This window comes from Vibrio sp. M260121 (assembly GCF_036533715.1).
Classification (GTDB): Bacteria; Pseudomonadota; Gammaproteobacteria; order Enterobacterales; family Vibrionaceae; genus Vibrio.
Map to the genome: position 1 here is coordinate 52,795 of NZ_JATABF010000049.1, position 20,052 is coordinate 72,846.

A 20,052-nucleotide genomic window follows, 5' to 3' on the forward strand; every position below is an offset into this window, starting at 1 on the left:
AGTAAAAATCGAAGTGGCGTATGGACTAACAAATTGCTTAAGGGTGATTCGCAATGCTGGAAAAAGTAAAGCAAATACTTGATAAGAATGATTTATCTTGTAGATACGTGCATGCACGGGGTACTTACTGTTACAACTCCATGCGGAGTTGACCAGAATCCTTTTCGCCCTGATGCCTAACGTAATTCGCTATTACCTGTTCATTCACGCCTACGCTACTGACAAAGTAACCTGGCGACCAAACAATGTTCTCTTTCCAGTAAACCTTACTTAGCCAACTGAACGTTTTTCGCATGTGGTGCGACGATTGGCTTTTTAGTTTACCCATGACGTCTGAAATACTGTACTTCGGTGGGATAAGCATCATCATATGCAGATGATCTTCATCAAAGCCTATCGTCTCGATCTCAACGCCAGGTAAACTTCGCAGTAACTTTGGCATAATCTTTCGTAGGTAGCTGCACATACCAGGGTTCAGGATTTTCCGACGGTACTTAGTCACCCAAACTATGTGATATTTAGTGTAATAAACACTATGGGACGAGGTGTAATATTGCATTTAGCCATCGTACCGTCTCCAAAGGCATTCATCCACGGGTAAACCCGTGGTTTTCTGTATCCACAGAATAAAAAATGCTCAAATACGGGATGAATGGACGTTTACTTGGGGGGCAACACGCAATAGCGTTGAGCTATATGCTGTCTCCGTAAAGCAAAATCACGAATATACTATAGGGCTATTTGAAGGAAAATTTTATATTAAATCAAATATTTTTGATCCAAAATATATAAAATATGTGATACTCGTTGTTTTTCTAATGTCGCCGCTGTCTGACTTCGATGGCGCTCTAACAAAGCAGCCCATTTCCCCATCCGTTCTTGACTATCCCCTATTAAATGGCCATCAATCCACATGTTGTGTAAATCAAAAACCACCACGGTTTGAGCGTCATGAACCTCATCCGCTAAATGGATTTGACTATAGCGATTATCCAAAACATAAATTCGTCCATCATCATGATGGTATTCCAATACTAGATGGTAGATTTTAGGCGTAGTGGATGGCAATAATAAATACGCGAGACGCAACCGGTTTGATGGCATTCCTTGCCTAAGTAACGAGAAGTACTTCGCTATCGCAATATCTTCACAATCGCCTTTAAATCGTCGCAATGTTTCTTCCGGTGTCGCCCAGTAATCTTTTTGCCCCCACAGTTTGATGTCACGAGTGTAAATGATTCGGTTATAAAAATCGTGCGTCATTAACAAACGACTTTTTATCCATTCAACATCTTGCGCTTTCACTTCATTCACGCCCCATAACAAATACAAAACAAGTCCAATTATTCGTCTCATTTCATCACTTATAATGACAATTCACCCAGTAGCCAGTATAGAAAAGATGACGAACACCAACAAAAAAAACAGGAAATTGGCTCATTTTTTTCGCTAAAAAACCATAAAAACGTGAACGATGCGACTATTCTTTAACAAGCAAGATTCCATTTTTAACAATCTTGTTACTTTGCCCTCTTTTTTCTCAATGGAAACAGGAGTACAACTTATGAAAAACCATTCTCGTACCGTCGACGCCATTCCCCCAAAGGTAATGCCCTCTTTTCTTGTGCATGCTCGGGAGCGAGGCGTCTTTTGGTATGACATGTTCTACCTTTGTGCCACTCTCGGTTTACGCAACAGTGAATGTCGAGAGCTCAAGCAACACCATATTGACTGGCATACCCAAACTCTCTGTTTAATAGACAGTAAAAATATTCGCAGCTTCATTACTTGTCGCGCTCATCAACAATTTGATGCTCACTGGCTCAGCATTGGGTGACGATGGTTGCGAGAGCATATTCGTGACAAAAACATCGGTTTAATTGTTCGTCTTGCCAACACCAAAGAAGGACTTGAAGAACTGGCTCATGAATACGGCGTTGCTTCCTCTTTTTTCACCTTTTATCAGCGCTATCGTCAACGCCATCTCCCTCACTTTCGCCAACTCGCAACCAAACAAGCACCTGCGGGGCGCATCATCGACCTTTCTCAACATCCTAAAGCTCGAGATATTTTAAAGCGACGTTACGAACGAAGTTGTCAACAAAATTGGCAATACCTTTTTGCTCGTGAAGAACTTGGCAGTCGTAAGGCAAAAAGCGACGCCCCCGTATCGAGACAAATGGTCTATCACATTTGTTGTCAAATTAGAGAAAAACTTGAGAAAAAACTCAAAGGCATCCGAGTTGGATTACATTCTTGTCGTAAGTTTGCGGTGCAACGTGTCGTGAGCATAACAAAAGACGTATTCACCGCCTCGGTATGGATTGGGCATGGGAAAGGGAACCTCGCCATGACAGAACATTATCTGAATCGTTCAGCGCAACATCAGGAACAAGTCAATCGACAGTTAGGAGCTGGTATTTGTCAGATTGAATATACGGTTCCGTTCACACAACGCACTCCTAAGTTATTGATTTAGCCCCCCCCTTTTTGTAGGAAAATTCTGAAACAAAAAACTGACGTTCTACCTGACAGTTTATTGACATATAATTAAGATGTTTTTATGACCATACGCGCCGATTTAACGAACTCTTTGTTTTTCACTCTCGTATTTTGCATTTTATTCAAATTGACCAATACTTAATCTATAAGTTTGTCAGCCTAATCGCCTGTAACCTTATGGGTTAATGCAAGCTTATAACGGGAAGTAGGAAAGAAGTCTTGACTTCCTTCTTACTAATTTTGCCCTTTTTCCGGTATTGCATCCCAAAAAGAGCAATGTGCAAGATGCATGAAAACCAACAAGGAGAGTCCTGCACGCCCCTTAATATAGGCTCGGCCGTGCTTCATTCAACATTGATAAGAGAAAACTTATGAAATTTACCCTGAAAGCTTCTTCTATTGCAGTAATGGCTATCGTTAGTGCTTCGGCTTTTGCCGCTGCTCCAGATTCAGAAACTCAAACTGCAGGAACTGAAATCCACTGGAGTGGAAAAGTGCCAATGGAATTTAGCGATAACGGCGTCATTTTGACCAGCCAAGGCGGCACTCCGCTAACAGAGGCATTGAAAGGTGGTGATATTCACTTCCTGAAAGGTGCAACTGGTTACGATGGTACTTTTGAATCATCATCCATCCCTCTAGAGTTGCACTACCGCAACTGTACAAAATCGGATGGCACAGTTGATGGTACTGGTTCTGTTGATTGTGTTGCTGATGGTGGCAGCTACGTTCTCGGAGAAGGCGCTGATGCGATTGGCGACTTGATTATTAATTCTACTTGGCAATTAAGCAGCGCCAACTTCAATATTGGTGGTCGTGAGAACCCTGAGCTGGCAGCTACAGGTGAAATCCTAATGGATGGCAAAGCAATGGTAGAAGGTTCATCAGAGGTTGTTGTAAGTGGCAAACCAGTATTTACGACCGCAAACACAACGGCAGCAACGACACTACCAGCCCCTGGTACTCGTTACACTGTTAACGCGGCAATCATGGCCTCTAACGGCATTTAATTACTGGTTTCTTCTGCGTTAACTCAAACGCCCTTTTATTAGGGCGTTTTCTTCGTACCAAAATAAAGGGTGTATTGATGCGAATTTCGTTAGCTATCGCTTTTGTCTTGTTTTTTTTCGTCAGTAGCGCGCGCTCTGTTGAGATCAATCCTGCCCCCCCTATCTATAAAACCTTTAGTGTTGATACCTCATTTGATCAAGATGCTTTTTACGACAGAGAAATTCTTGAATTTTCTTTCGTAAAAGGAGAGTGGGAATTGGAGTTTGATATGGCGTCTCGTTCTTTTAGGCCAATTACCGATTTATTACAAATAGTAACCAACCTACCCGCGTCAGATATCGACAGTGAGACTTATCATTTGACCATGGCGATTAATCAATCAAGTTGCAGAACGGGAGGAGGGGAGCTCGGCTCTAAAGATTTCGCCTCTGTCTTTGTTAACGTTGACGGCACCTTAGAAGAAGTGTCTGAGGCGGGCGTCGATATCGGTGGAGGAGCGCTTAGCTTTCAAGAGGCGGGGCGTACTGGACTCTATGCCGAGCATGAAGTGACTTTGAAATTTGCTCCGGTCGAGCTGGGGGTTGACACAAAATGTGTCGGCGTGGTTCGAATGCAAATGGAGCTGGGCATATGAAAATGCAAACGTTGATACTAGGGGGGCTTGTATTTAGTCAATCCTTCGCTGGAATGACGGCTGAGGCAAAGAATGACATCGTTATTCCCGACGAATTTCAAACCTTGTTTGATGAAAAGCCCGTGCTTGTTTCATTTCAAATAAGCGGACTCGATACATCGCAACGATTTTCGATGGTATCTACGCCTTTTTCTGCCCAGTTGCAACCCAAAGCTCAAGGGGCATTAAAACAATTTCTAACACAACAAGGCGTTGTTGAATCGGCCATTGACGACATTGTCGCATCTATGAAAGAAGGCGTCAGTAACGACCCACTATGTACAGGAGTGGTCTCGAAATGCCAATTAATTCCCGAGTATTTTACGTTTGCTTACGACTATGAACATCAAAATGTCATTTTGTTTGTCAATGCACGCGCTCTAAAAGAACAAACGAAAAAAAACGCGCCTCACGACTCTCGAAATAACGCACCGGGCTTGATTAACCATATCGACTTGGATGTGAACGCCTATCAAGATGGCGATGCCAGTCTAACATTACGCAACGAGTCTATCGTGGGCTTGCCATACGGTAGCATCACATCAAAAATCTATGCCAATACGGATGATGACGTCAGTATTGATGAGTTGGCTTACAATTACGAATGGAGCAAACAGCGCCTTCAAGTTGGTCACTATGAATACGGATATGCCCAAAATACCACAGGGACGCTTGATTTAACCAGCTCTCACCCCCTCGATGCGGTGACGCTCTCTTCATCACGAAACTTAATCGATGGTGGTGAGAAGGCCAATCGCAGTTTGACTTATGTCCTGCCCGGTCAAGGACGCATTGAAGTCTACCGAAATGACCAGCTGGTGTTTGGTAAAAATGTGTCAGCGGGTCAACAAAAGATAAACTACAGCAGTCTTCCTTCAGGAAACTATCTTGCCACGATAGTCGTACTCTCTCAAGGGCGTGAAATATTGCGTGAACAACGACAAATTTACAATACAGCGTTGTTTTCGCTTGGCAAAGGCGAGTGGGACTACGCCCTCACTGCTGGCCAATTCAATTCTCGTTATGATGATGACTCTGATTTTGACGAGCTTGAGTTAGACGCCAGTGAGTTTGTTGATGGTCGTGTCAATTACCAGCTTCTAGACAACACGGCGATTGGCGCTCGCTCTGTCGTGACTCAAGAACACTCTCTTATTGAAGGCGTGCTCACGCAAGACATTGGCACGTACGCCAGTGCTACTGCTAAATACGCCCGCTTTGACAATGACGGACAATTTTGGTCTGTCAACGGAACGTTGCTGGGGCTGAGTTTGGGATACGAAGACTACTCACTGTCAAATGAGGATTACGCCCTCAATAACTATCTACTCGGCAATACCGGATATCAACGCTTTACCGCCAGCACAGGCATCAATATCGCCGGTGGTAATGGTTATCTCATGTACATTGATAACAGCGCAGAAGAAGACACCTTGCTCGGTGAGCAATTTAACGACCAGTCCAGTTATTGGAGTTTAACGGCCGGGTATTCACGTCCTTTCATTGTCGATTCCACGCTTGATTTGTCTGTAACTTGGCAAGGCGGTGATGACGAGTTCTACGATAACGACGAGTGGTATGCCAACCTCCTGTGGCGTGTTCCTCTTGGTTCTGAGTGGACCGGTTATTCATCAACGTCGATCAGCAAAAGAGGACTGGATGAGTTTCGCAATAGTGTTGCCAAAAGTGTTTCCGGGGATCGCTACTACGCCGACACCGAAATGGGCATCGCGTACAACGGAAATGATGGATTTAGAAACGTCACCACTGACACCTCATTTAGCGGAGGTTATACAGGGGATGGTTTTGTTGCTGACACTTACGCTTACGCGAAAACAGACGGTACAAGAAGTTTCAATATGGGGATATCGTCAAGTCAAATTTTTGATGGTGATGCACTCTATTTTTCATCGAAAAAGAGCGATGCTTACGTCGTAGTCGATGCCGATAATGAAGGCGACTCCGACTCTCACGTTGGCTTGTTGACTATTGCTCGCAACGGAGATTACCACAACAACAAGAACTTAGATTCCTCGCAGTCGGTGATTGCCGTTGAAAATTACGACCACTATCGAGTCAGACTCGATACGAGTTCTTCGAACTACGTAGTGAATGGAAGCAGTGAAAACCAAGAGTACGCCTTCCCAGGAAGCGTTATTTCGTTGAACGTCGATTTAACCAAAATAAAAACCTTCATTACGTCTTTCGAAGACATTCAATCCAATCATATAGAGGACATCAAATGTGTTGGTGATGGGTGCATTGAAGTCGAAAAACTCACCGATGGCGTGTTTAAGGTCTCTGTCGTTGTCGGAGCGGACTACCAGTTAGTGTCAAACGCTCAGACTTGTTTAACGCCGACACTTGATCGAAAAACATCCAAAATCGTCAATCTTGGCATTAACTACTGCTTGCCTGGCATTGATAACGATTCGATACAACTGGCCTCTCTGCAAAGTGCCACGATTGGTGATGACAACTATTACTTCGTAGGCATGTATTCAGACCAGTCTTCATTGCAAATAGCCGCCAATGAAATCAATGCTGCGGGGCTTGAAGCCATTAGTCGCCGAGTCAATTCTCGCCACTATTTATACGCAAAATCAGACCAAATGCTAACAACGGCACAAACCACACAGCTAGAGCTGCTTTGGCGCTACGCGATACGTACGCTTGAATCAGAACGCTGGGTTCTTTGGAGATAAATAAGATGAAGATGAAATTGAAGTTAATCACGGCAATGAGTGCGTTACTGGCGTCTGTGTCGACCCAAGCAATGTCCATTAATGACCTAATGCTCGTTAATTCCGAAGCACTTGAGGGGAAAGCGGGGATTTTCACTCTCTCCAACTCAGACGACATTACCTACTTTTTAAAAACCAGCGTGTCAAAGGTTGAAGTGCGTAATAATCAAATCACCAAAACGCCTTACACACGAGACAACCTACAACAATGGGATATCGCACTAAAGCCTTCTAAACTCGTGGTTGAACCTCGCATGATAAAAGAGTTGATGGTCGAAGAAATCTGCGGCTCACGCTGTGGTGATGACCGAGACCGCGTTTATCAAATCAACATTGAGCCTGTGGCTTATGAACTGGAAAACGAAAAACAAAGTAAGGTCAATATGATGTTTGGCTTTGCTCCTTACTATGTCATTCCAGCAAAAACAAGTCGCGTTGAATACCAACTCGACTATGACGGTAAAAACCTCAGAGTGAACAACACTGGAAACACCATCATCAATTTAGTTATCGATCAGTGCCAAGGTAAAACCACAGAGGAACTTAAAGCACTTCAAGAAGATAAATATAAACGTTGCCGCATCACCTATTCCGTGATTGCCGGACGCGACCGCCAACTTCTATTGCCGCCAGAGCTTCGCAAGTCAAATCTTGAAGTTATCATTCTCAATCACGATGAAACGGTGCGAGAAGAGCGCACAGTAAGGAGCCGATGATGAATAAGCTGGCACGCACCGTGTTGTGTGGTGTTTTATTGTCTTCTCCCTTTGCTTTTTCCGCTGCGGTCACCGGCAAGATTTCAGGAGACCGCTTGCAATGGTTCAGTGGTAGCGATAACGGTGAATTCTTGGTATCAACCCAATTTGACCGTATCGGCGGACTTCCTCGTACAACGCAATGGTTTCCGGGAACGTTCAGCACGTCAACGAGCAAAACGTTAACGCTCACTTCAGAAACCGGTGAGGTCATTTCGGTTCCCGCTGTACTAGCGGGGGTAACGTACCAATTAGCAGGTGGTTTTACAGAGGACACCGTGCCTCCCGTTGCTCCTATTTGCTCCGAATCCATTCTCGGTGCTCAAACCACCGTGATTGACCGAGGTGGCAATTTTTGTGTGGCGAGCAAAAGCGCAAAATACAAAAGTGCGGTTGAGCCGTTCAATCAATATCAACCTATTCTAAAACTAGAACGCTCAGCACTCATCCAGGCATTTGAAGGGAAGCCAACCGGCACTTACAGCGGTGTCATATCTGGCATTTTGCGATATGGGTTTTATGTTAACGCGAGCGATGGAGCACTGACCTATCGCAACATCCCCGTGACGTTTTCGGTGCAGCTTCGCCACATCGGCAGCTATATCAGCAATATCACCGTCTTAGGTACTGGTCACATTGTTCCTAAATACGATACATACAATCATACCGCCGAAGGGGAGACGGGGTACAAAGTCACCGCTTCAGGCGCCTTTGAAACTGGCATACGGTTCCGCTTCACAGGTAAAGACGATAACGACTATACGTTAAAGCCCATGGCACGCATCGGCAGCGCAAAAGCCGTTCCATACTCCGTTTCCTGCAACAAATGCACCCCAGGAGCGCTACTTGTTGAAGATGGTCTTCTTCAACACCCTGAATCTTGGATAAAAATCGAAGAAACCGGAAAAAGCGTCTCTTTTGACTTAAATATTTCTTACAAAGACGTAAAAGCAGAGGACGTGGTTGAGGGAACTTATCGCGACTCGTTCACACTCATGCTAGAGGTAATTTTATAATGCCCCCAAAACTAACACTGTCTATCATCACCACATTGTTGAGTACCGCAGTTTATTCTCAACCCCAAGATACGGGGACCTTTTATGCTGGCGGCAATATCGGTGCGAGTGTCATTGATACTGATTCTATTTATCTTGATGGCGACGACCACCCAACAAGTGCCACTGGGGGACTGGTTCTTGGTGTGAACATTACTCCTTACTTGGCTCTTGAAACCGATTACAGCTATTTAGGGCAAATGCCAACCGCTAACGGGGATAAGACGGTAGACGCTTGGTCTAATTACTTACTCACCCGCTACGCGCTTTCAGACAAAGCAGGGTTGTACTTCAAACTCGGCATGTCTTTGAATGACGACAATTGGACACCAAGTGCGGGTACTGGGGTGAACTATCGACTGTCCCCAAATTGGCTTTTGGATGTGGGATATCGTTGGATTGATGACATTCCTGACGTGGAAAGTGACTTGTATGAATTCACGGTGGGCGGGCGCTATATCTTTGGTGTTGATGAGCCTGAGCCACTTCCACCTATCGTAAAACCGACCCCGCCGCCGGAGCCTGAATTGAAAGAAGTAGTGGTATCGATAGATGCAGAAACCCTCTTTAAATTTGATAGTGATGAAGTGCAAGTCAACGAAGCATTGCTGCGCGCGATTGACGACATCGGCACCACTCAACAAATCATTGTTGTCGGACACACAGACAGCACAGGTAGCGCAGCGTACAACATGGCGCTCTCGCTTCGCCGCGCCGTCGCCATTAAAGATTTCATGGTATTAAAAGGCATACCAGAGAACAACATTTTGGCTCAAGGGCGAGGTGAAGAAGAGCCTATTGCTTCCAACGATACCCACATTGGTCGAACTCAAAACCGTCGAGTCGACATTCGGTATCACGTTGTGAAGGTGGAGGAATAAACGATGTTTTGGTTAAAAGTAATTTTATATTCAATGCTATTGGCATTGGCAGGGTGCGGTGGAGACAGCGCACCTAACAATGATAACTCAGGTGGTTCGGGTGGCGGCGATACAGAAGTCACGCCACCAACCATTCCGCCAAGCTCAAAGAGCATTCGGGCGGCTGATTTTCATTTAACATTTGATATCAACACGGGCATTGATGCATTAAACGTCAATTTTTCAACTTTTGTGTCATCAATGGAAAATAAGTCTTTATCAATAACTGAGATAGCAGCTTTAAGCAAAGACGCTCATTGTCAGATTTTAAGCTCTGATCCAAAAAGACTTCAATTCGCGGTATCTCCCAAAACAGCGAAGACCTGTGTTTATCGCTATACCGTCACCGATGGCATCGCTTCAACAGAGGGAATGGGGCGAGTTACTTTCAGTGCCAGTCAATCAAATAGAACTCAAAAGGCTTCGTCAGGCATATCCACACTGAGTACAGTTCTTCCCTCTGTTTCAAAATCAACAACATTAGGAGAAACGTTAACATTCAGTTTAGCCGACGAGTTTAGCACAGAATTAACGTTGATGACACACCCATTATTCTCGGAAGCCATTGCAGCTTACGGCACCGGCGTTCCGATAATTACAGAGTCTGGGGATGTCACTTATGACGCCGTCGCGACGGGGAGCTCATTGGCCTATTTTCATATATTGGATGATCAAAACACACCTGATGACAAAAGTGACGACATTATCTACAACGGCACGTTAATTATTGATGTATCAGGGACTACTAATAATCCCCCATCAGCTTCTGATGCGACATATTCAACCTTAATTCCAGCAGGAAATGAAATAGAAATCGATATTACCGATTTTGAAGGAAGCTCATTAATTGACGATGTCGATGGGGACTCACTTCAGTTAGTTGCTGCTTACACAACAAATGCCTTTGTTGAGCTATCCGACTCTCTTGACGTTAATAATACAAAATTCAAATTTAAAAGTGATAGTTTCGGGGAGAAGAAAGTTAATTATGTCATATATGACCACAACAAAGACGGGGTGACATCGGGTGAGCTGACGTTAAATGTGGGGCATAGTTTAGGAGGTAAGGTCATATTTACTCAATATGGTTTTGGAAAGCTGTTCGATGGCAATGTACTTGGGGTATATTCTACCGCGACAGGGGCCGTATCTTTTTATAAAGAAACGATAGCGCCATACATAACATCTAAAGGACTAACCGTCAGCGATATTTATCCTGCAAACAATTGGGCATTGGCTCTACATTTATCAGACAATAGCTTATTAATTTTTTCTTTAATAGGAACGAACTCCGAATATACTGATCGTTACTGGAAAGTATTTCCTGATTTCAAATCCTTTACCACGGCGCCAGTATATAACAGTAAGCGATTGGGGCTGCCAGCAACAACAACAACAGTTGTAGTACGTGGCGATGGGACATTAGAAGGTTTTTCTTCACCAAACACTCGACATACCAGCGAATTTTATCGAAAAATAGAAGAAGCGATCAACGCTATTTCTGGCGAATACTCTTCTGTAATGATGATAGGTAGCTACAATTTCGTCGCACAAAAAGAAGATAATTCGGTTATTGTTTTCGTATGGAATCGTAGCAAACAAGAATATGAACAATACTCAGTAAAACCATCTAGCGGCGCTATATTATCCACAACGAGCCAAATAGATGATAATACCATAGTAGCACAGAACAGCATGGGAGAATTGATTAAGTTGACAGAGGCACCCAATGAAGTAATCGATTATTTAATAACAAATGGAATTTCTATAAAAAAAGTATTCACCACATCTTATATCACTGTAATTTTAACAGATAAAAGCGATTTATTTTCCGGATTGAATAGATTGTATGTCATAAATAACCGCACAAACAAATACCAAGTTGTTGATGACGATATTATCAACGTAAAAATTGGAGGTAGCTTCGCTGCCTATCAAACAGCTTCTGGAAAATTGAACGGATTAAGCTACGAGCGCAAGATTGCTATAAATAGCACAAGTCCATTAACTGACATTACCGTTAATTTTGACTTATTAACCGATGAACAAAAAAATGATGTAGCCTATTATACGACTTCTAGCGATGCTCTCGCGATTATTAGATCATCTGATTCCAAACTCGCGATTGTTGATTTTACAGGCTATACAAACACTACATTATCAGCTAAATCCATTATTAGTGAATACACTATTGGGGAGGGGGAATATGCAGAAGAAAGTCCTTATTATATAGGTCGTAACACGTTTTTATTAGAAAAAACAGACGGAGCATGGGATTTTGTGCAAGGAGTAAAAGTGGATGGTTTTATTATGGGTAAACCGGATTTTCCAACCTTATCAGAGTTCCCAGTTTTGATAAGTGGCAATCAACAGCTTCTTTTTTCTAACAATGGAAGCATCAAAGCCGAAGGCAGTACGACAGCTAATTTTTATCCAATAGATAAATTTATCGACAATGGTTTTTTATTCCCTATCGCCGACATTGATAATGATGGTTTAAGTAACATAGAGGAACGTGAATCTTGTGATATTACAGAAAGTTCACCAGACTCACTAAAATACGAGGATTTTACTTGCTTAAATGCAGCGTTAGATGATTCAGATGCCGATCTTGTTAGTGATTCATTTGAAAGAATGCATCAAGCTCCCACACAAGGAAATAGCCTATCTCCGACTAGCTACTTAGATGAGACTTATATTGATGACGGTAAAGCTAATATACGGGATACATATAGAGACATAGATAAAAACGGAATTATCGATTTCTTAGAGTAAGGAAAAATTAGCAACGAAAGACATTGTTATGACTAAAGAAGACATAGACAAAGCCGTTGAGGCGATCATGTTGTTGCGTCCGGCGCCACCATCCAGAGGAATGGTGACGTCGAACGCCATATCTGTAAAAAAACGACGTGATGACATGGAATACGCTCATTTAGTTGAAGCAATCACGGCGGGAGATATCGCATCGCCCTCCTACCTCCTTGAACCACCAAAGAAAAAACAAGAGTCAAATACTTTTAAGTTTTTGCTTTAACACATTTGATATATCACAAACAAAGATAGATGTGCCGATAGCGGCACATCTATCTCTATAAAAGAATACTGTTATGCCGACACAAACCTATTATGAACTCCTAGAAGAATTAACGGTTCATCAAAAAAAACAAGCGCTCTGGCGTTGGCAAATTTTTCAAGCCGCTGAAATGCTTCGTTCGACCTTATCTTCTTTCCTAGGGGTTGATTATCTTACTTATAATGAAGGTCATTATCGCTATGTTGAATTGTTAACCCCAGCCCTTACTCCTTTTCATTTAACCGCAGACGGCGTTATTGAATACATTCAACGCATACCAACGGTAAACATTGTTATCGTGGTTGCTCTAGAGCTTGATTCAGGCATGACACTCTGTCTTTGCCCTATTCAAATCCGTTTAGCCCATAAAAAAATTGAATATCGAATTACCAAAGAGGGAGGACGATGGATTTCTGACCCTCAAATTATGTTGAAATGGGTATATCAAACGCTAAAGAGAAACATCGCTAAGCTTCCTACATCAAACTCTACACCAGTTATTTTCTACACAAAAATGCACAGGAAAGCCTTGAGCTTTTGATTAATACGCCTCAGAAGGCCAATCACATGAACATTGAATCGACATTGCAGTTACTTCGTCGAGCTAATGAGTACGAAGCTTACATTACGTCAAAATTAACAATGAAAAACGAACACTCTTCAGAAGAGCTTTTTCAACTTCGATGTCGCGCCAAAAGAAAATTTCCAGAGTTAAGAGAGAAACCATTGACGAAGAGTGTTGAGCTTGCACTATTTAACGACGTGCTTCATCGCTTAGCACTCAAGCTTGGTTTTTATGAAGAGCGTTCAGGCCTCGATATCCGTTATTTTCTCAAGAACTAATGAAAGGAATGTGTACGATGAATAAACATTATTCGTATTGTCTAGCCGGAATATTATTGATGTTGTCGTGGGCAACTTCAGCGCAGTCTCTTACCATTGAAGATGCTGTTAGCTTTTGGAAATTAAATGGCCAGAAGTTTTCTCATATCCAAACGTGCTCATCGTTAGAAGGTAAACGACAAGGACATCAACGCATTTTTTTTGCATCAACATCTTGTGTATTGAGTGATTTTGCCACTTATGTATTAGCCAAAGAATGCCAAGCGTCCTCACCAGTCAATCAAATTGGCATCTTTCAAACAGAAAATCAAAAAGAGCTGATGCGATTTACTGTCTCACCAGAAACCTGTCGATTGGTGAACGCTCCTTCATCCCTCCCTCGCCGTCAAAAGGTTACTCAACAATCAGAGCAAACACCAATAAGCAATTTCAATCCAAAGCGCAAGCGCGCTTATGTCATTCAATTCTTCTCAGGTCCTGTGGCGCCAAAAGAAGGGGTAAATAAATGCGTAGACATCCCCCTCTATATCCATGAAGTCAATGGTACGTATTATTTATTCAGTCAACTTTTCAATCAATATAGACAAACAAAGCAAGTTTTCAATTCACTAAAAAGAAGGTGCCCAGAAACCTCCATGTGGATACGCCCAGTCACCGTATCTTAGATGTGAAGCCACCGACAAATGTGAGGACACTATGCAGACGAAATTGCACGATTTTATAGCAGCGAAATGCTATGGCGACGAAATATTGGCATACATTGCCATTCATGAGTTTGCGTCTCAATTAAGACGATTGCAAACCGAAAGCGATACGTACCAATGCCAACGTCAGTTGCAAGAACTGAACTGGAGGGCAAGCATGATAAACATGGTTTCTTTTAAGGAGGACTTAACCCATCTTGAATCGCAATTGCCTCAACTGTCTATCGAACAAAGAAGCCAAAAGCTGAGAGCTATCTATGACCGCCACATTGCCAAACTTCATTGCATTAGAGATGCGACTAACACCAACGAAAATAGTCCTTTTATAAATCACGGGAGGCATTATGAGAAAACAGTGTGGCACACCAGAAAACAAGTATAACCCTGAACTTCATCAGAAAATAGTTTTAATAATCAACAACTTACTGGATCAGCTGGACTACTCTCATGCTTTACAGCTGTCGGCCTTTATGCCGTTAGTCATCATCACTCGCATGATGGAACAAGGAAACACACTTGAACAAGGTGGACTTTGTCTGAGGCAAATAGCTCATTGTTGTCGCTTAATGGGACAACTTGATGAACAATTTTATGAGTCAGCGCTATATCAACAAAATCACCTCGCATTACTTGAACTAGGAAGAAGCCTAGAGTGGTATGACACCACCATTACTCGTTGGATTAATTTTGCACAAGGGGAATAATTCAAACAATGAAGGGGTCCGCTTGGAAAACGGAAAATATCCTACGTTAAGCTCATATTTTAATGGTTTCCATATGTTTCCCTACAAGGATAACTTTCAACTAATTTATAACTTTTGAGCAAGTTTTTGCCCCGACGCTTTAGCTGTTATTCTCTTCTCTGTCAGTGGAGTGAGAGTAGTACATATGGCAACTAGAGAGAAACATCTACAATACGGCAAATCGCTTGGGCTTTGGCAAGGTGGACGAAAAGTGATTGAACCGGACGTGGACAGGCGCATCGAGCGAGTCAAGGCGGCATTAGCGGAGCGTGATGCAGAAGAGTTGCGCCAAAAGAGAGCGGTGCAACAGGAAAATGCGTATGTCAGTGACAGTTTATTGGCTTCTCAAGAGGCTCAGAAACACTCCCCGCAATACGCTGAAGGCAAAAGTATTGCTGAAATCTACGGGATCCCCGTACATACGGAAGGTTTAGCCTCTCAGCTGGCGTTGAGTGATTCTATTGGTTTGCAATGCTCTCTTGAAGAAGAAATGGCGAAGAACCATCAGCATGTAATGATTGTTGATCTTGAGGATGCTCATAAAATTTTGCATAACGTTTGGCTTGATGCTGGTAAAAACGTTGCTGCTCTTGCTATGAGTATCAATACAGTGAAATCATGGCTCAAACATGCGTTTGTGAATGGTACACGCATCAATATGGATGGGAAAAAATATCCGCTTAACTCGTTTAAGTCGATGCAAGCTGGCTTTAGCCCTCAATCTAGGGCTGCAAACTTTAAAGGAGCCGGAGCCTTAACGTTTGTGGTATCGGCCAGCATAGCCACAACCGATTTAATATTTAAGGATGATTATCACCTAGTGGATTGGTTCGGCAATGTTGGCTCTGACATGTTCAAATTTATGCTCCAGAGCGCAGTTGGTGAAGCCGCCTTATTTGCTGCTGCTTTCTTAGGTCAACCCATAATTATCGGTGCAATTGCTGTAACAGCGACATATGTTCTAATTGAATGGGCTTGGGGCGAATACAAAATTTCTCAAACGATAGTTGAAAGGTTAGAAGGTGCGATATAAAACTAAAATCCGTTTGGCTGGCTTGTTTTTTATTTCATTAATGTTGCTGTGTTGGCTTTATCCTTCTTATGGGGTTTATCTGGATTACCTTGATCTATTGAATCGAGCCGATACTGTGCAAGTCTCCATTATTACTTTGTGGGTTCCTGTTGGTGTTTTTGGGGCTTTAGTGTGTGTGCTTTTTATGACACCTAAAGCGTTGCTATACGGGAAAAAAATCAATGAGCTTTATTCTCAAAGAGCTATGCAGTTAGCTAACAAAATTAGTCTTTATTTTGCATTAGCAGGTGTGGCGTTTGCTGCTGGATGGACATATCACTCTATCGACTTGTTAGAAAAATATGGGTATGTGTACAGTCGGGATTTGACTAAGATAACCCCCACCGGTATTCATTTGATGTACATAAAATCGAGACATTAAACGCTGATAAAGAGCCCTAATCAAAGTTAAATTAGGGCATTGGCTGTACGAACCCTCATAACGGTTTGCCTTGTTGTATTGAATACACGAGCGATAGAACTAATACTTTCTCCGTTCTTTATTCGTAAACAAACTTCCTGTTGTTGCTCTTTGTTAAGTGATGGAGGGCGACCAAACCGCTTACCTTCAGATTTTGCACGAGCTATTCCTGCATGAGTCCTTTCAACAAGTAGATCTTTCTCAAACTCAGCCACAGCGGAAATAACTTGCATCGTCATCTTTCCAGCCGAGCTTGTTAGATCTACGCCCCCTAAAGCCAAGCAATGAATACGGACACCTAATTCTTCTAAATGCTCGACAGTTTTTCGGATGTCCATAGCATTGCGCCCCAATCTATCTAATTTGGTCACAACAAGCACATCGCCTGGTTCTAATCGATCGAGTAATCGAGAAAACTCAGGACGTTCATTTGCCGCAACAGAGCCGCTGATGCTTTCTTCCATGATACGGCGTTTCTCTATATGGAATCCTGCGGCTTGAATTTCTTGCCGTTGGTTTTCTATCGTTTGCTCTAAAGTGGACACTCGACAATAGGCAAAAACACGTGACATAGTTCATTTTCCTGTACGAAAAGGGAGTACTAATTACAAAGGGTGTACGAAATTACTTTGGTATAGTTTAGTACATATTATATGGTAGGGGTACGAAACCGAACAGTTTCGTACATGTATTTTCTATCAAGCTCCAATAAGTTAGGAAGATGTTATGCCGAGACGACAAATATTGAGTATCGAGGAAAAAGAAAACCTGCTAGTGATACCTGATGACGATATTATCTTGACTCGGATCAGCTTCCTTAGCGACCAAGATATCAGTTTGATAAACAAGCATCGTAAATCAGAAAACCGATTTGGCTTTGCTATCATGCTTTGTTACTTGCGTGGGCCTGGGTTTCTTCCTGATACTCAGCACCCTCCCCATGGGGGCATTGCATCTAGAGTTTCGATGAGACTGTCCTTGTCTTCTGACCTTTGGGGGAAATACGCAGAAAGAGAAGAAACTCGCTGGGAACATTTAGCAGAGCTATATCGTTATCTCGGTTTGAATCCCTTTAACAAGCAGAGAAAACAGGATTGTATCAATCATCTTCTACCCCACGCAATGCGAACAGAACGTGCATTTCTTCTTGCTGAAGAGATGCTTGAATGGCTACATAATAACCATATAATTTTTCCCACAATTGAAGTTATTGAACGCACATTAGCTGAAACCACAACTCTTGCCGATAAAGCGGTATTTTCTTCTCTCACTACTTCTTTAACTCAGAAACATCGAGATGCGCTTGATAATCTTCTCGTATCCGAAGGGGGACGACCTTCACGGTTAGCGTGGTTGTTGCAGCCGCCAGGGACAGCAAATGGAAAGAGTGTCTTACGACATATCGATCGACTAACGACCATACAGAATATAGCTTTACCAAAAGGGATAGAAAGAAGCGTTCATCAAAATCGCTTATTAAAATTGGCACGTGAAGGGAAAAAGATGAGTAGCAGAGATCTGGCCAAGTTCTCCGCTAAACGGCGATATGCAACATTAGTCTGTGTACTAGAAGAAGCCCGAGCTACATTAACTGATGAGATCATTGAGCTACATGAACGAATACTAGGGAGTATTTTCAGCAAGGCAAAATATTCACAAGCAGAGCGGCTTCAACAATCCGGCAAACTTATCAGGAATAAACTACGCCAATACATATCAGTAGGTGAAGCACTATTGAATGCGCGACAGTCTGGTCAAGATCCTTACGAGGCTATTGAAGACATTCTTCCTTGGGAAGCGTTCGTTACCAGTATTGAAGAAACTCAAAGCCTAGCGAAAAGAGACAATTATGATCCTCTCCACTTAATCATAGATAAATACAGCACATTAAGAAAATATGCGCCACGAATGTTGTCTACTTTGCATTTCAGTGCAGCTCCTTGTGCAGTGCAACTAAAGAGTGCTTTAGATGTACTCACACACATGTACAGAAAGCAGCTCAGAAAAGTTCCCGCTTCAGCTCCACTGGACTTCATTCCGGAAAACTGGAGAAAACTGGTGATGACACCTTCCGGAGTTGATCGAAAGTATTACGAATTCTGCGTTCTAAATGAACTTAAAGGCGCATTACGTTCAGGTGATATATGGGTAAGTGGTTCAAGACGTTATAAAAATTTTGATGATTATCTAACCCCATATCAAGACTTTGAAAAAGCTCGAGATAATGAACAACTGCCTTTATCGGTATCAACGAATTTCCATGAGTATTATCAGTCCAGAATAGCCTTGCTTTCATCCAGATTAAAGGAAGTCAACACGCTAGCTATGATTGGTGAATTACCAGATGTTGAGGTATCAGATAGAGGGTTAAAAGTCACTCCTCTTGATAACAGTGTCCCTCCAGAGGTATCGTCCTATGCTGATTTAGTTTACGGCATGCTGCCACACCCTAAAATCACTGAGATACTAGATGAAGTAGACCGTTGGACTTCTTTTACTGACCACTTCACTCACCTTAAAAATAGGCATGGAAAGCCAAGGAACAAGAAGTTGTTAATGACGACAATTCTCGCTGATGGCATAAACTTAGGTTTGTCAAAAATGGCGGAATCCTGCCCAGGCACAACTAAAACATCATTGGAAGGCATACAGGCTTGGTATATAAGGGATGAAACGTATTCGTCAGCGTTAGCTGAGCTCGTCAACGCTCAGAAAAAATGTCCGCTGGCTACTTTTTGGGGAGATGGTTCAACGTCGTCTTCTGATGGGCAAAACTTTCGAGTAGGTAACCATGGGCGTTATGCAGGTCAAGTTAATCTTAAATACGGCCAAGAGCCTGGTGTCCAGATTTATACTCATATTTCAGATCAATACAGTCCTTTTTTCACGAAGGTAATCAGTAGAGTCAGAGACTCAACGCATGTGCTTGATGGATTGCTTTATCACGAAAGTGACCTTGAAATAGCCGAGCATTACACCGATACAGCAGGCTTCACAGAGCATGTCTTTGCTTTAATGCATCTACTAGGATTTGCCTTTGCCCCACGAATTAGAGATCTTCATGATAAGCGCTTGTATATAGAAGGAAAGCCGGAGCAATACCCAGGACTTAAATCCATTATCTCTCCAACAAGTTTGAAACCAAAAGATATCGAGCCACATTGGGATGAGGTATTGCGTCTTGCCACATCAATTAGGCAAGGGACAGTCACCGCTTCTCTGATGATGAAAAAACTGGCTAGTTACCCCAAACAGAATGGATTAGCTAAAGCATTAAGAGAAATTGGCAGATTAGAAAGAACGTTGTTCATGCTTGATTGGCTTCGAGATCCGGCTTTGCGCCGCAGAGTACAAGCTGGTTTGAATAAGGGTGAATCACGTAATGGGGTTTGAGGTCCAACGGAACGAAAGTGTACGTTTAGAGGGTTATCTATCTGTATTTAATGAAATTTATTATTACCTAGCGCCTTTTCTTTATATGCACTACTATTTATAATAATTGAATAGCTTGAGTGGGAATATGGACATACAAA

Annotated in this window: 18 protein-coding genes and 1 pseudogene; 16 read left to right on the forward strand and 3 right to left on the reverse strand. The window is 42.6% G+C overall.

Annotation, left to right across the window (positions count from 1 at the left end):
- Nucleotides 1-130: 130 nt before the first annotated feature.
- On the reverse strand, nt 131-559 hold the full coding sequence (gene tnpA / locus QTO06_RS21580) for an IS200/IS605 family transposase (RefSeq protein ID WP_024699775.1): 429 nt from the start codon (nt 557-559) through the stop codon (nt 131-133).
- A gap of 200 nt (nt 560-759) precedes the next feature.
- Nucleotides 760-1,356, reverse strand: a complete 597-nt coding sequence (locus QTO06_RS21585) for a transglutaminase-like cysteine peptidase (RefSeq protein ID WP_024699776.1) — start codon at nt 1,354-1,356, stop codon at nt 760-762.
- Between the two features lie 487 nt (nt 1,357-1,843).
- On the opposite strand from QTO06_RS21585, the gene QTO06_RS21590 reads away from it, so the two are divergent.
- From QTO06_RS21590 to QTO06_RS21660, 15 genes are all read left to right on the forward strand, one after another.
- A complete protein-coding gene (locus QTO06_RS21590; RefSeq protein WP_024699778.1) occupies nt 1,844-2,479 on the forward strand; it encodes a hypothetical protein in 636 nt (211 codons plus the stop codon).
- Nucleotides 2,480-2,873: 394 nt separating this feature from the next.
- On the forward strand, nt 2,874-3,512 hold the full coding sequence (locus tag QTO06_RS21595; RefSeq protein WP_024699779.1) for a hypothetical protein: 639 nt from the start codon (nt 2,874-2,876) through the stop codon (nt 3,510-3,512).
- 77 nt (nt 3,513-3,589) lie between these two features.
- Nucleotides 3,590-4,147 carry a hypothetical protein gene (locus tag QTO06_RS21600; RefSeq protein WP_024699780.1) on the forward strand — a complete coding sequence of 186 codons (558 nt, stop codon included), beginning with the start codon at nt 3,590-3,592 and terminating at the stop codon, nt 4,145-4,147.
- Between the two features lie 2 nt (nt 4,148-4,149).
- Nucleotides 4,150-6,891: a TcfC E-set like domain-containing protein gene (locus QTO06_RS21605; RefSeq protein WP_331409730.1), complete on the forward strand. Its 2,742-nt coding sequence runs from the start codon at nt 4,150-4,152 to the stop codon at nt 6,889-6,891.
- Nucleotides 6,892-6,896: 5 nt separating this feature from the next.
- Nucleotides 6,897-7,646: a hypothetical protein gene (locus tag QTO06_RS21610; protein ID WP_025499518.1), complete on the forward strand. Its 750-nt coding sequence runs from the start codon at nt 6,897-6,899 to the stop codon at nt 7,644-7,646.
- Nucleotides 7,643-8,701 carry a hypothetical protein gene (locus QTO06_RS21615; RefSeq protein ID WP_044140000.1) on the forward strand — a complete coding sequence of 353 codons (1,059 nt, stop codon included), beginning with the start codon at nt 7,643-7,645 and terminating at the stop codon, nt 8,699-8,701. Before QTO06_RS21610 ends, QTO06_RS21615 begins: the two co-directional genes overlap by 4 nt.
- Nucleotides 8,701-9,621 carry an OmpA family protein gene (locus QTO06_RS21620; RefSeq protein ID WP_025499516.1) on the forward strand — a complete coding sequence of 307 codons (921 nt, stop codon included), beginning with the start codon at nt 8,701-8,703 and terminating at the stop codon, nt 9,619-9,621. Before QTO06_RS21615 ends, QTO06_RS21620 begins: the two co-directional genes overlap by 1 nt.
- Before the next feature lie 3 nt (nt 9,622-9,624).
- Nucleotides 9,625-12,435 (forward strand): hypothetical protein, encoded by a 2,811-nt coding sequence (locus QTO06_RS21625; protein ID WP_331409732.1) that lies wholly within the window; start codon nt 9,625-9,627, stop codon nt 12,433-12,435.
- A gap of 28 nt (nt 12,436-12,463) precedes the next feature.
- The gene (locus tag QTO06_RS21630; RefSeq protein WP_102591250.1) at nt 12,464-12,697 is read left to right on the forward strand and encodes a hypothetical protein; all 234 of its coding nucleotides are present in this window, start codon (nt 12,464-12,466) and stop codon (nt 12,695-12,697) included.
- Between the two features lie 73 nt (nt 12,698-12,770).
- Nucleotides 12,771-13,277 (forward strand): hypothetical protein, encoded by a 507-nt coding sequence (locus tag QTO06_RS21635; protein WP_331409735.1) that lies wholly within the window; start codon nt 12,771-12,773, stop codon nt 13,275-13,277.
- Nucleotides 13,278-13,303: 26 nt separating this feature from the next.
- Nucleotides 13,304-13,579, forward strand: coding sequence for a hypothetical protein (locus QTO06_RS21640; protein WP_024699788.1), 276 nt, complete (start codon nt 13,304-13,306; stop codon nt 13,577-13,579).
- A 17-nt stretch (nt 13,580-13,596) separates the two neighbouring features.
- Nucleotides 13,597-14,244, forward strand: a complete 648-nt coding sequence (locus QTO06_RS21645; RefSeq protein ID WP_054824759.1) for a hypothetical protein — start codon at nt 13,597-13,599, stop codon at nt 14,242-14,244.
- Between the two features lie 383 nt (nt 14,245-14,627).
- Complete coding sequence (locus QTO06_RS21650) at nt 14,628-14,987, forward strand: hypothetical protein (RefSeq protein ID WP_024699791.1); 360 nt, start codon at nt 14,628-14,630, stop codon at nt 14,985-14,987.
- A gap of 277 nt (nt 14,988-15,264) precedes the next feature.
- The gene (locus QTO06_RS21655; RefSeq protein WP_373416027.1) at nt 15,265-16,059 is read left to right on the forward strand and encodes a hypothetical protein; all 795 of its coding nucleotides are present in this window, start codon (nt 15,265-15,267) and stop codon (nt 16,057-16,059) included.
- A complete protein-coding gene (locus QTO06_RS21660) occupies nt 16,049-16,480 on the forward strand; it encodes a hypothetical protein (protein WP_025499510.1) in 432 nt (143 codons plus the stop codon). The genes QTO06_RS21655 and QTO06_RS21660 overlap by 11 nt, the downstream gene beginning before the upstream one ends.
- A gap of 26 nt (nt 16,481-16,506) precedes the next feature.
- Here QTO06_RS21660 and QTO06_RS21665 read toward each other — a convergent pair whose 3' ends face one another.
- On the reverse strand, nt 16,507-17,091 hold the full coding sequence (locus tag QTO06_RS21665) for a recombinase family protein (RefSeq protein WP_024699794.1): 585 nt from the start codon (nt 17,089-17,091) through the stop codon (nt 16,507-16,509).
- Between the two features lie 154 nt (nt 17,092-17,245).
- Here QTO06_RS21665 and QTO06_RS21670 point away from each other — a divergent pair.
- A pseudogene (locus QTO06_RS21670) lies at nt 17,246-19,909 on the forward strand (Tn3 family transposase); the annotation flags it as partial.
- Nucleotides 19,910-20,052: the final 143 nt, after the last annotated feature.